General features: G+C 42.0%; 12 protein-coding genes. 4 read left to right on the top strand and 8 right to left on the bottom strand.

The window, feature by feature from the left end; translation table 11 throughout:
- Nucleotides 1–416: 416 nt before the first annotated feature.
- A complete protein-coding gene (locus tag RA086_RS01430; RefSeq protein ID WP_308702149.1) occupies nt 417–2,330 on the top strand; it encodes a coiled-coil domain-containing protein in 1,914 nt (637 codons plus the stop codon).
- 135 nt (nt 2,331–2,465) lie between these two features.
- Here RA086_RS01430 and RA086_RS01425 read toward each other — a convergent pair whose 3' ends face one another.
- Entirely contained in the window at nt 2,466–3,110 is a 645-nt protein-coding gene (locus tag RA086_RS01425; RefSeq protein ID WP_308702148.1) for an EAL domain-containing protein, read from the bottom strand.
- 316 nt (nt 3,111–3,426) lie between these two features.
- Complete coding sequence (fba, locus tag RA086_RS01420; protein WP_308702147.1) at nt 3,427–4,290, bottom strand: class II fructose-1,6-bisphosphate aldolase; 864 nt, start codon at nt 4,288–4,290, stop codon at nt 3,427–3,429.
- 439 nt (nt 4,291–4,729) lie between these two features.
- On the opposite strand from fba, the gene RA086_RS01415 reads away from it, so the two are divergent.
- Nucleotides 4,730–6,100 (top strand): aldehyde dehydrogenase family protein, encoded by a 1,371-nt coding sequence (locus RA086_RS01415; RefSeq protein WP_308702146.1) that lies wholly within the window; start codon nt 4,730–4,732, stop codon nt 6,098–6,100.
- A 213-nt stretch (nt 6,101–6,313) separates the two neighbouring features.
- On the opposite strand, the gene RA086_RS01410 is transcribed toward RA086_RS01415, so the two are convergent.
- The 4 genes from RA086_RS01410 to RA086_RS01395 form a co-directional block, all read right to left on the bottom strand.
- Nucleotides 6,314–7,339 carry a hypothetical protein gene (locus tag RA086_RS01410; protein ID WP_308702145.1) on the bottom strand — a complete coding sequence of 342 codons (1,026 nt, stop codon included), beginning with the start codon at nt 7,337–7,339 and terminating at the stop codon, nt 6,314–6,316.
- Nucleotides 7,340–7,353: 14 nt separating this feature from the next.
- A complete protein-coding gene (locus tag RA086_RS01405) occupies nt 7,354–8,247 on the bottom strand; it encodes an ABC transporter ATP-binding protein (RefSeq protein ID WP_308702144.1) in 894 nt (297 codons plus the stop codon).
- Nucleotides 8,244–8,606, bottom strand: a complete 363-nt coding sequence (locus RA086_RS01400) for a GntR family transcriptional regulator (RefSeq protein ID WP_308702143.1) — start codon at nt 8,604–8,606, stop codon at nt 8,244–8,246. Before RA086_RS01400 ends, RA086_RS01405 begins: the two co-directional genes overlap by 4 nt.
- A gap of 377 nt (nt 8,607–8,983) precedes the next feature.
- A complete protein-coding gene (locus tag RA086_RS01395) occupies nt 8,984–9,169 on the bottom strand; it encodes a hypothetical protein (RefSeq protein ID WP_308702142.1) in 186 nt (61 codons plus the stop codon).
- Nucleotides 9,170–9,968: 799 nt separating this feature from the next.
- On the opposite strand from RA086_RS01395, the gene RA086_RS01390 reads away from it, so the two are divergent.
- Complete coding sequence (locus RA086_RS01390) at nt 9,969–11,828, top strand: LPXTG cell wall anchor domain-containing protein (RefSeq protein WP_308702141.1); 1,860 nt, start codon at nt 9,969–9,971, stop codon at nt 11,826–11,828.
- Nucleotides 11,829–11,910: 82 nt separating this feature from the next.
- Here RA086_RS01390 and RA086_RS01385 read toward each other — a convergent pair whose 3' ends face one another.
- Together RA086_RS01385 and RA086_RS01380 are read right to left on the bottom strand one after the other, a co-directional pair.
- Entirely contained in the window at nt 11,911–12,441 is a 531-nt protein-coding gene (locus RA086_RS01385) for a GNAT family N-acetyltransferase (protein WP_308702140.1), read from the bottom strand.
- 6 nt (nt 12,442–12,447) lie between these two features.
- Entirely contained in the window at nt 12,448–12,933 is a 486-nt protein-coding gene (locus RA086_RS01380; protein ID WP_308702139.1) for a GNAT family N-acetyltransferase, read from the bottom strand.
- 198 nt (nt 12,934–13,131) lie between these two features.
- Between RA086_RS01380 and RA086_RS01375 the strand changes: the two genes are divergently transcribed.
- Nucleotides 13,132–13,599: an ASCH domain-containing protein gene (locus tag RA086_RS01375; RefSeq protein ID WP_308702138.1), complete on the top strand. Its 468-nt coding sequence runs from the start codon at nt 13,132–13,134 to the stop codon at nt 13,597–13,599.
- The last annotated feature ends 54 nt before the right edge of the window (nt 13,600–13,653 follow it).

Genomic DNA, 13,653 nt, shown 5'->3' with positions numbered 1-13,653 from the left:
CTGTTAGCAACAATCCCATGCTTATACGGATTTAGAATTTAATATCAATTATTTAATCATCGCCTAATCATTCTCTAAATTTTCGTTCACTATGTGACACAATATAATTAGATTGAAATAAAGCAACGACTTGTTAATAATTTACGTGTATTTATCAATTAAATATGATATGGTTATCAGCGAATCATTCTGTTTTATCGGCGACTCTTTTCATTCAGCGGGTTAATAATTATGACTTTTAATTATTAAATTAATTTTCGAAACTAATGAGGGAATCCCAGCAATTCAGACTAATGGGGAACGTCTAGTTGTGCCGATCAATCGACAGCAATGGCGACTAGCAGTTTATATTTAGCACCAAAACTAATTTTAATCATGGTCATGACGACCGTTGAGCTATTTTTGGAGGGGTCTCAATGAAATTTTTTAAATCAAGAGAAAAGGAAGTCACTAACGATACGAACGCACTCAAAGTTCAGGCGAAGTCGTCGCCACAAGTTAAATCGACGACTATGCCTAAGCCGACCGTGACAGCAGCAACCACTAAACCGGTTGAAAAAAAGCCTGCCACGACACCGACTTCCAGCTATGATCTCAATACTTTAATTAAAAAGATCACGACGATCACAGCTGATTACAACCAAGTTCGTACACAGTTACAGTCACAACTCTTTACCGAATTAGATGAACAGCGCCAAACGAAAACCAAGGTTCAACAAACCATCGTTACGACTAATCAAGCATTAGAAGCCACGACCACTAAACTAGCCGAGCTCAAAAAATTGGACAGTGTTGAACTTGAAGCCCAACTAAAAAAAGATCAAACCAGCATCACATCGCTTAACCAGTCGCAATTACAGTTGAAGCAAACGTTAAGTACGTTAGCGGACCAACTAAAAGTCATCACTGCACGGCAGAAAAGTTTGCAAGCCGCCAAGGACAAACTAACCAAATCACGTGATGAGATCGTGACCAAGCTACACGCCGAAGCTGATCCGCTCAAAATTTTGTCATTAGCCGAAGCCTATCGTGAACGGTTAGAAAATTTAGAGAAACAGACGAAACAGCTTGCTGAACAACAAAGTCAAGCGGATGCTGAAGCCGTCAAACTCAATGTGCGTTCACACGAAGCCGAGACTGACTTACGTGAGTTAAATGAACAATTGAAGCATGCACAATCCGCCCAAACGGCGACTGAAAAACAACTTTCAACGGAACAACGTGATCAAAAGAAACAATTAGCGAGTCAAGAACAACAATTGAACCAATTGAAACAGACTAAGCAACGATCCACTGAACAATTGGCACAGTTGACCAAACAAATCGAGCACAACGAACGTCAATTGGCGAACTGGTTTGGCACTGTTCATCGTGTCTTACCACTACCAGTCGATGAACACCATCAATATGCCGTGGCCTTGGATGCCTTTTTACCAAAACATCCAGTGGCGCTGGTTCAGACCGTTCAACGACTCCTATCAATGGGCGCCAATCGTGTGGGCTTATACTCAGAACTTTTTGACATTAATTTGTCATCCGAAATTGACTTGTGGGCTAACGAAAACGGCTTAGACCGTGATCACCTGACTATCATCAATCCCCTCTACCAGATTCAAAATCAGGGTAATTTAACGGGCGAGCCGGTCAAGCTGCCTCAAAACATTGCCAAGAAACAATGGGACCCCGCGCAACAAATTTTAAACGTCATCTTGTCGGATAACAGCGGGCAACTACAAGTTAAATATCGACTAGAAAATCCGGAATTAATTGGTGAAATCAGTTATATCACTGGTAATCAATTGACTAAGCGGAGCTTTTTCGATAGTCACGGCTTACTTTCTGCCAACGCCCTCTTCAATGCGGACGGTTCACTGGCTCAAGAGCAGTATTACCGCCGCGACGGTCTCGTTGGCCTGACCATCGACTACCAAGGTGGCCAACAAGCCGGCGTAGCACTCTTTGATGGTGCTGGGATTCAAACCAACACCTTTATCAATACCGAGAGCATGATTGCTTGGTGGATGCATCATTATTTCCCGCAAGGTTGTGCGTTAGTTGGTCACATTGCGAGCGACAACTACAATCAATTCGTCCATGACAATCACATTACCGCCGTGCCATTCGTCTCTGAAGATTTTCTGACAAGTGAGCAATTACACGACTACTTACAACAACCGAATCAACAACAATTCATTGTCGCCAATTATCAAACGGCCCAAGCGTTGATTCAAAATACCGCTAACAATCTCGAATTAGGTTACTTGAATTCAGTCTATCTTCCTTCACAAATTGCTGGACCGATGTTGGATTCCAATTCACTCGAAGCTTAACCACCCAACCTAAAAAGCAACGGCTCGAATTAATTAAAATTCGAGCCGTTGCTTTTTAGACTTTAGAAAACGCTGAATGGTTTCTAAAGTCGATTCTTTAAGTGCATGCCATACCAGTCAACGACTAAGAGCCTCTTAATCGGCAACTGTGCTTGGCAATACTGGTTTGCTGTACAAATAACCTTGATGAATCGTAATCCCGTGTTCGGCAGCTAATTGCTGATCACGGGCATCCTCGACCCCTTCGAGGATCATGGTTAATTCGTATTTACGGGCTTGTGCCACCCAAAAGGCTAATTGTTTAGGAATCTGATCAGCGGTGCCGTTCATCCGAAAGTTTTGCATCGCGAATTTAATCTTATCCGCGTAAGGCAAAAATGCTTTAATGTCTGCATATGTATTATCCGTGCCAACATCATCTAGATCGAGCTTCATATCATGAGCATGCAACGTTTCACTGTAGTGCTTCATTTCTGCCAAGGTGGGCGTTTCAGTCAATTCAATCGCTAAGCGGACTGGTAAAATCTTTTGTTGTAACGCAATGATGGTCGCCAAAGTCGTCGGATCTGAAAACTGAACGCGATTAAGATTAAAAGCCAAAAATTGATTGGAAATTTTTGCACCCAATTCAATGACCGTCGCTTCAATTAGTTTAGCCTGTTCGGCCACTGAAAGTTCCAGAAAACTGGTCGGCACCGTCCAACCATCTTGCTTTGATTTTCGTAGTAACGCTTCATAGCCATAAACTGCATGCGTTCCAACATCAATTTGTGGTTGCACAAAGAATTTAAAGATAATTCTCTCCTCCTAACGCCTGTATAATCCAGTTTCAGCTAAGCTTATACAATAAGCTTATTGTAGGATAAACTATGACTATGTGCAATTGATTTACGCCATTCTGCCCGAAAAGATTTATCAAATGATTACTGGGTTCAAAACGTGATTATATTTGCGCAAAACGGTACATACGCTATTTTTTTGAGACAAAAAAATCGTTTCCAATTGATTGAAATGATCAATTGAAAACGACATTTTTTTATCTTAAAAGCCATAAGAAAAGTCGACCGGAGTCGACTCTTCTGAATCAAAAATCAAATTATTTAACAGCTGGAGTCTTGAACCAGCCAATACGTGATGTGATAACATCAACGATGGCTTTCTTACCAGGTGCCAATAACTTACGAGGGTCGTAGCCCTTACCGATTTGGTCAGCGCCAGATTCGATGTAAGCACGAGTAGCGTTAGCGAAAGCAACTTGGTTTTCGGTGTTAACGTTAACTTTGCTAATACCCATTTCAACAGCCTTAACGATTTGGTCCTTAGGAATACCAGAACCACCGTGAAGTACTAATGGCATCTTAACAGCGTCTGAGATTTCTTGTAAACGATCGAAGTGTAAGCCAGTCCAGTTTTCTGGGTACTTACCATGGATGTTACCAATCCCAGCAGCTAAGATATCAATACCAGTAGCAGCTAAAGTCTTAGCTTCATCAACTGAAGCTAATTCACCTTCACCGATGATACCGTCTTCTTCACCGCCAATTGAACCAACTTCGGCTTCAACAGAGATGCCTTTAGCATGAGCTAATTTGACGATTTCCTTAGTCTTTTCTAAGTTTTCGGCAAATGGTAAGTCATGACCATCAAACATAACTGATGAGAAACCAACTTCGATACATTCTTTGGCAGCTTCGTAGTTACCATGGTCCAAATGCATTACAACTGGAACGGTAATGTTCATGCTTTCCATAGTATCAGCAACTAAGTCCATAACGAGCTTGTAACCGCCCATGTACTTAGCAGCGCCCATTGAAACTTGAAGAATAACTGGGGTGTTTGTTTCTTGAGCACCCTTTAAGATGCAACGAGTCCATTCAAGGTTGTTAGTGTTGAACGCACCAATAGCGTAATGGTTCTTGTATGCGTCTTGTGTCATATCAACAGCATTTACAAATGACATAAAAATAACCCTCCTAGGTTAATTAAGAGATACGATTTTTGAATCACATTCATTTTAGCACACTTTACCTAGGAGTGATAACCGATTCGCGATATTTATTAACCAACTCAACCCGTCTAAGACCGCGGCTCACCGAGGCATTGAGGCTGTAAGCCTTTTCAAAAATATTATCCTATTTATATCGACTTTGGTAATGGTAATCAACTAACCACAAAATATAAGCGTTTTTGTTTGTGAAAACAGTAACCATTTATCCTAAAATCAATAATGTAAACGCTTTCTTGAATTTCACAATAAGAAGCGTTCAGGCCGGCATTACCAAAAGTAAGCAAAACTATTTTGTAACTAAAAAGTTATCATTTACATTTGTGAAGAAGTGTTTATAATAGGACTTGTGAAATAAACAACAAGTATCGTATCGCTTAGGAGGAACCACTCGATGTTGAAAGAAATTGATGCAAAAACTGAAGTTAAACAATCAATTGATCGCCTAGTGTTAAATGCCTCTTTGGCTGCCAGTCGTTTGGAAGTCATGGATCAAGATCAAATTGATGAAGCCGTTACTGCAATGGCCCATGCGGCTCACGCTGCTCGTGGTATGTTAGCGGCAATGGCCGTTGACGAAACTGGCCGTGGGAATTACCGTGACAAAGTTTCCAAGAACGACTTTGCTGCTAAGAATGTCTATAACTACATTAAAGATGATAAAACAGTTGGTATCATTAATGACGATCCCGTCAGTGGCATTACGAAGGTTGCTGAACCCGTTGGAATTATTGCTGGTGTCACACCAGTGACTAACCCAACGTCAACCGTCATTTTCAATGCGATGCTTGCTTTAAAGACTCGGAATCCTATCATTTTCGGTTTCCATCCTTTTGCACAGAAATGCTGTGTTGAAACCGGCAAGATCATCCGTGATGCTGCCGAAGCTGCGGGGGCACCCAAGGATTGGATTCAATGGATCAAAGTTCCTAGCATGGCTGCTACGAGTGCTTTGATGAACCACAAGGGCGTCGCAACTATTATTGCTACTGGTGGGGCCGGCATGGTCAAGACCGCCTATTCCACTGGGAAACCAGCTTTAGGCGTTGGCCCTGGTAATGTGCCTTGCTTCATCGAAAAAACTGCCGACGTCAAACAAGCAGTCAGCGATGTGATCACCTCAAAGTCATTTGATAATGGGATGATTTGTGCTTCTGAATCTAACTTAATCGTGGATGATAGTATTTACGATCAAGTCAAAACAGAATTGAGCCATAACGGCGTCTACTTCGTCGGCGATGATCATTTCAAAGCCCTCGAGAGTACCGTCATGAATTTAAAGAAACAAGCGGTCGACCCGAAAGTCGCTGGCCAAACCCCATGGCAAATTGCCAAGTGGGCCGGCTTCGACGTTCCTGCTGACACCAAAGTCTTAGCTGTTGAATTGCCTGATATTGGTGGTGACCAAGTGCTTTCACGGGAAAAGTTATCCCCTGTTTTAGCAGTGGTTCACGCCAAAAGTACCAAGGCAGGCTTCAATTTAATGAAGCGGAGTCTATCATTGGGCGGCTTAGGTCATACTGCGACCTTGCATACCACTGACGAAAAAGTCATGAATGAATTCGCCATTGAAATGACCGCTTGTCGAGCTTTGATCAATGTACCTTCATCTCAAGGTGCAATTGGTTTCAAATATGACAATGTTGCGCCATCATTAACGTTAGGCTGCGGAACTTGGGGTCATAACTCCATTTCCCATAATTTGGAAGATTGGGATTTACTCAACATCAAGACCGTTGCTAAACGTTTAAACAAGATTCGTTAAACCTTCACTATTTAGATGTAATCGATTTGCCGCCAAAAAGCGCCGCTACTCAGCAAGTTAGCTTGCTAGTAGCGGCGCTTTTTCGTGCCCTCGTACATCCTGATTGATTCGTTATCCCCGTTCTTCGTTGACCTAATAGCGAGACCACTGATTAGGTCAAGCTGAGCAACATCAGTGCAGGCCAACCGGAACGGCAAAATAACTGCATAGTCATTAAGCTAATTTTTTGAATTTGAAAGCGTCCCACGCATGGTCTGGACGATAGAGAAGTAACCGCCCAACGCTCCATGTTAAATAACCCACGATAATAGCGATAATTAAACTGATACTGAACGGAATTTCGCCAGTATAACTATTGATTACAATGGCATAAACTGTCCGGCCAAACGTTGAAAAGCCCACCGCTACTGCCAAATAAATCACCGTTAACCATAAGAAGGCCAGTCGAAAGCGTGGGAACAACATAAAGTTACCAGCATTTTCCAATGATAGATGTTGAAAAGCCCAATAATCCATTAGCCATAAAAAACTGATAATCAGGGCACTCACGATCGTAAAGATGCCCAGTCCAGACCAAGTTGACTGATCCAACCTAGCCAAGTAGCTCGCGCGATTAGGATCAACACCAGTCGCATAACTAAATAGGTTGAGTGCGCCTTCCAGTGCGAAAATTAAACTTGGAATAGAAATAATCGTAAATAAGGCACTCGCCACTGCTTGGCCTAACCATAAGCCAATGGTCGCCACAATCGCATACATGGCTAGTAAGAACATCAACTGACTGAATGAATAGCGTAGTTCGGGTCCCCAACTCAGGTTATAACTAGCCACATGATGAATCAGTAAACGTACAGTTCCTAAAAATAGCAAATGCATCATCACAAAACTGCCAATAATCGTACTACCAAAGATAATTAATTTTTGGGTGAACAACTGTTGTCGAGTTGCCCGTAGACTAAATAAATAGTGGTTAAAGTTAGTGTAGTTGTCCCACATAAAAGTCAGCCAACCTAAAATCAAAACGACAATAAAATTAACAATCAGCATTGTGCTACCGCTCATTTCCGCAGTGTAACCGCCACTTGTAAAGGCACGTACAGTTCGGCCAATTGTGGCCCCATCGGCTGTCGCAACATCACTGGCCGCTTTTAATCCGGTCAATAACAAGACTATGATTGCCGTTCCTAAAATGGCGCGATAACGATGCCAGATTAGCCGTCTAATTTCATGATTACTCATTGTATGATTCCCCCCTATGACAATAATTCATAATCGCCAGCATCCGTTAAGTTGGCCATAAATAAATCGGTCAACGATAATGGCAAAGTTTCTTGAAAGACTGGCTTAGTCGCGGTTAGCGCGGTTTGTAATGCTAGGGTAAAGTCCTCAAAGACCACCACGATCACCCGTCCAGAAACGCTGACAATATGCCCTTGTTCCCGTAGTAATGACGGAATTTGTTTATCTCGATAGACCAACTGTAACTTGCGTGCCTGTGACCGCATGGTTTCTAGTTGGTAATCGTGAATCAAGCGACCTTTTTTCAACATTAATGCCCGATCAATAATCCCTTCCAACTCACTCAAATTATGAGAGGCAATCATGATCGCCCGTTTTTGTGTGGCCGCTTCGTCAATTAAAATGCTGAGCACATTTTTCCGGACAATGACATCTAGCCCATCCAAGGGTTCATCCAGAAATAGATAAGGCGCATTCGTTGCCACACTAAGAATGATCGTAAATAAGCCAAACATCCCCTTCGAAAAATGTCGTAACTTTTGATTTTTTGCTAAATGATACCGTGCTAGTAACTGCGTAAACTTATCCTGATCAAAATCGGGATAAGCGGCTTGATAGTACCAAGCAACTTGCTGGGCGGTTGCCCCTCTAAAAAAGTTGGCTTGCGGATCAACAAAGCTTAATTGTGTACGCAAGTTGGGCTGGGATAATAGCGCTTCACCATCTATGGTAATATGCCCCTGATCAGCGAGATACTGACCGTTGATGGTTCGAAAAAGTGTCGTCTTCCCAACCCCATTTCGACCAATCACCCCGACGATTTGGCCTAACTGGACTTCAAAACTGATTTGATCTAACGTCTGCTCCTGATTGATCTGCTTACATAATCCATTGACTTTCAAACTCATAATGACTGCCCCTCCATTTTCGTTAACCAAGTGATCAGATCGGCAATTGTGATCCCGGCTTGACTGGCTTGCAACACTAACTGTTGTAATTTTTGTTGTAGTTCTGACCGTGCTACCGCCGGATCAATGGCATTCACATAGGTTCCTTTGCCCGGGACCGTCCGAATCACTTGCTGCGCTTCTAACTGTTTGTAGGCTTTACTGACCGTATTCGGATTAAGCAAGTGCGCCTTAGCCATCTCACGAACCGAAGGCAGCTGGTCATCCGTTTGTAAAATACCGCGTGCAATTTCACGTTTGAGCCCAGCCACCAGCTGAGCGTAGTACGGTTGCCCACTATCATGATTAATCACAACCATGCCGTCACCTCCGTAACTGTATTATGCTGTACTACGTGTATTGTACGATGCAATACAGTTAGAGACAAGTGGTGAATACTTAATTTTTTATAAATAAAAAACCGCCATTGCTGGCAGTTCGAAGTTTGGGCGATGACGATTAAACTTGTCATAACACTATGGATCATGCTTTTATTACGCCACTAGCTTAATCTAAAAGAGTCTGGGACAAAATCCCAGACTCTTGTTGGTATTCCTAATATTTATAGCCGAAACGTGGAACAGAAGGCTGCGACCTCCGCTTAGCTACGAAAGTCAAACGATTGAAAATACCAATCATTCGACTTTCTAGGCTATGCTCGGTAGCAAATCGCCTTTTGTCCCACTCTCTTTTAAACTTATTTGCGTCGCAGTTCCCGGGCCGCGTATTCCATAATGCCCATCAAAACGACTAAACTAATTGGAAAAGTGATCGCGCTCACGGCTAAACTAGCTGTCAATTCAAAGAAGTAAAAGACGAAGGTGAGTAAAACAATCGCGGCAATCAACATTTCAGTATCCACTATTCCCCAGTGTTTGATCATCGGTACATCCTCATTTCAATTTATTTGATATCACGAGTGTAACACGACTCACATCAGTTTATGAGAGCGATTGCTTAAGAATCCGGTTAGAAAATTTTTAATACTTGCGCAGGTGGCTTCCCGTATGAGCTGTATCATACAGCCATAGTTTATTAGACTATTGTTCGAACTAATTTGCGCTACCGATTTTATCCTAGGATCATCGAATTCCCAATATCAAGTAATTACGATTGAGTTGCTTTATTCCTAGCCAGTCACATTCTTTCTGCCCGATAAAATTAGTTGCCAAACATCCCATTTAAATTCACTTACTATACCCCAAACCACTAACATCAAGCCTCGTTATTTGAACTTTCAGCTTACCCAAAATCCTAAAAAATTCATTTCATAATGTCTCCATTTTAAAAAAATAGTCATTTAAATTGCACTTTTTATGGCAACTATTGCACCTATCAGTAGGTTAGGAACTAATTCAATAATTAATACCGACCACTTAAAAGTAAACAATCACTGCAATCACATTTACCTAATATAGCTATGAAAAATTCGTGATTATTAACTTGTTTCAATGCTGAAAAAATTTTAAAAATATTGCACTTTGCAGTTTTGACCGTGAAAGGCCGTTGATTCACAACATACTAATCAATAAATAAATATCATCCTGTTCCCTGATTAATCATTGACTAAATCAACTAGCAATTACATGTATTGTTCTGGTAAGCTGTGGTTGTGTTGCAAAACAACCAGCACAGTTAAACAGTCGATTCACAAAAAAATGATCAAAAGGAGAATTTTTTTCATGAATAAGAATGTTACTAAAATAACAACCGGGGTTGCCACTTTTGCAGGAATAATTGCTTTTGGAGGAGCAACTATCAATGCGAATGCAGCCACTACTGCCGCACCAGTTTCACAATCTGATCACCAAACGACTGACCATCAGCTTAATACCTTGACGGCTAAACATAAACTGGCACACGTTGCTAGTCAACACGCCATAGTACAAAATAGTGTCAATCAAGCTCAAGATAAAGTTGACAGTACGACCAAGGAAGTTACGACAGCAACAACTAATTTAACGACAACACAGAAAAAACAAGCTACCGCGCAAAAAAACGCTGACAAAGCTCAAAAAGAGCTCTTAAATGCAACACCAGAACACTTGTTAACTGCCAAAGATAACTTAGATCAGGCTAAAGAACAAGTAACGAAAGATACTCAGAATGCACAAGACATTCATCAAAAATTGAACGATGCCAAAACCGCAGAAAGCAACCAAAAATCGGTTGTCACTAACAGTTCGGTTGACCTCAAACAGGCTCAAGACAAATTCAATCAGGCACAAACTGGCTTCAACACTAAAAACACAGCTGCCTCAAAAGATAAGCTTAGTTTGGCAGAAATCACTAACAAGATCGATCAACTAAAAAATAACATTTCTCAATCCCAATCAATCGTGGATAAAAACACGAAAATACAAAATGGCATTGCCGCAAAAATAGCCAAAGCAACCACCGAACGGAACAACGCACAAACGGCGCGTGACACGCAAAAAGGTACGCTCACGCAAGCCACTACCCAACAAACAAAAGCGAAGCGTGACTATGATCAGGCAAAGCAGGCCCTAGATTCAGCGACTAAGTCGACGCCAGCTACTAAAGAAACCAATAACAATCTTGATACTCTTCAAGCTAATGCTATTAAGACCAAAAAAGCTTATGATGATGCCACTCAGGCTGTAGACCAAGCAACTACCGACTTAGCAACTGCCGAAAATAAGTTGAAACAAGCACAAGCTAATCTTGATGCCTTAAAACCCAAACTTAACTTATTTCCCATCGAACCCTCTCAGCAAGATATTGCTAATTACAACAACCAAATTACGGCACTAGAAAAGCAACAACAAGAAATCAAAGCAGCTAATACAGCAAAAGAGACCTTGGCTACTGCTCAAACTGAATTAACAGCGCAAGAAAATAAGCTGGACGCGGCTAAACAAAACTTGGCAGATAAAACTAAGCAGGTCAATCAACTAGAAGAAAATTACGAGGCTGCACAAGCGCTCACCCTCAAAGACCAACAAACTGTTACTGAACGACAAAACAAACTAAACGATTACAGTAATGCCAGTACCGCTTTACTCGCTGCTCAAGCAGATGAAGATGCCGCTAATCAAGCCGTGTCAGCGGCAAAACAAGCAGTCAAACTTGCCACTGACGCACTAGCAACTGCCAAAACCGATTTATCCCATAAAAAAGTCAGCCTAGCTGAAGTTGACGAAGCGATGAGTGCAGCAGAGGCCGAACTAGCTGCTAATCAAACAGCCGACAATGACTCAACGCCACAACCGCAACCAATGTTAACTGGCGATTTCATTACGACGCCGAACACGGTACCAACCACGGTACCAACAGAATCCGACCATTCGTCAGCAACGACCCTCCCAGAAAAGCTTTCGGTTGTCAACCATTCAGCAACTGTCGTCCCACTAAAGCACGGTAATCATAAACAAATTATCTTGCCAGCAACTAAAAAAGCCAAAACATTACCACAAACGTCCGAATCAACGACAACAGTTACTTCACTTTTCGGTTTAATGTTAGTTAGTTTAACTGCCACATTGGGCCTGTTAGGTCTTCGGCGTAAACGTCAAAACTAAAGCCGCTGCAACCTGCTAAATAACGAAAAAAACAGCGTGAATGCCATCATCGGCTTCACGCTGTTTCTATTACTAAGACCGTTTATGAGACTAATACCCGTGTCATCGTCGTCACTGCTAAACGACCATTGTTGGCTAATGGCAAGAACAACTGATCACCATCTTCAAAGCCTAGCTTTTTCCAAAAAGCAGCGACTCCCGTATCCGCTGAAACTCGAGTCAACTGGATACAATGAATATTGCTCTTTAACGCCGCTTGCATCAAGCCAGTGGCTATCACACTACCAACCGACTTGCGTTGATAAGGGTTGCCAACCATCAATAAACCGATAAACAAGAAATCTTGTTCTGGATATTGATTCAAAATATCCAACACCGCCACTAAATGATTGGCTAAATAGAATCCGAAAACTTGTTTCTGCGCAGCTTCAATCTCATCAGGATGGGCCGTTAAATCATCGTGAATTTCCGCTAACGTTAACTCATTCGGTGAAAAATATTGATGATAAGTTGGATTACTTTGTTCTAGTGCTAATAATTCTGCCTGATCAGTATCCGTTAAAAGCCGAATTTTAAAATTGGGTAAGGCTGCTTGTACTGTTGCTAATTTCATAATTTTTTACTCCAATTTCTTTTCTAAATTATACCAGGTTTCACCGGCATGGCTCGAATCCGCAACACCTTGATTATGATAACCATTACGTTCATAAAATGGTACCAACCGCGCCAAACAAGTTAAGGCCATGCTTTCACGCTGTGCCGATCGTGCCACCTTCTCTAGCGCCGTCAATAACTGACTCCCAATCTTTTGATGGCGTGCTAGCGGGGAAACCGCCAATGTAAAAACAAGTTGATGACCACCATGATCTAAATTAGTTGGCGTCTGTGCAAACATCTCATCTTCAATATAGCGGGCCTTAACTGCCGGACCTACAATGAAGCCTAAAATTTCATCACCATCACGAGCCACCAAGAACGTTGCAGCTAGTTTTTCAATTCGCTCACGATACGCGGCTTCACTGCCTGCTTCAGCCGCAGAAAAGCCAGCTTTTTCAATCGTCAGTAATTGTGGTAAATCGGTCATTTTTACTGATGTAATTTCCATACCAAATCAGCCCCCTAAAAAGTACCTCTAGTATAGCAAAATTACCCGCTTGAAACGTCAATAACGTTGTGGCTAATACCGAAACAACAGAAAAAGATAAATGACGTGTCGCTTTATCAATTGACATGCTATACTTAGGTTGTGAATTCGGTTACATCAATGTGAATTCAATATTCTTATTGAAATTAGGTGAATGTCATGCCAGCACAATCAGCAGAACAATTATGGAAAGACTACAATGAAGAAACAAATACCAACGGGGCGTCTTATCAAACTCGTTGGTTTGGGGAACAAAACCAGCCGACCCAAGTTCAAGCCTTAGCCGATGCCATTTTGGCTGGTACCAAGACCGCTACCACGACGCCACTTGATACTTACACCGCCGAACAAGTTGCGATTCCGCAAGTTGGCGATTACAACGTCTTATTAAATGGTGACATGAAACCAGTCGCTGTGATTAAAACCGTGGTCTCTGAACTAATCCCATTTTATCGGATCTCCGGTGAACACGCTTATCATGAAGGTGATGGCGATGGGACGATCGGTGATTGGCGGAAGCGGAAGACCGAAGAATTCACCCCTGCTCTGGAAGATCACGGCCAGTCTTTAACACCTGACACGCCGATGGTTAGCGAAGTCTTCGAAGTCGTTTACCGCGCAGATTAACTTAATATTAATCACGGCCTAAGACCGGTGTGTCTTGGGCCGTTTTTTTGACAT

It is taken from the genome of Lactiplantibacillus brownii (assembly GCF_031085375.1).
Lineage (GTDB): Bacteria > Bacillota > Bacilli > Lactobacillales > Lactobacillaceae > Lactiplantibacillus > Lactiplantibacillus brownii.
The sequence above is the reverse complement of the archived record's forward strand: the minus strand, read 5'-3'. Positions and strand labels throughout refer to the sequence as shown.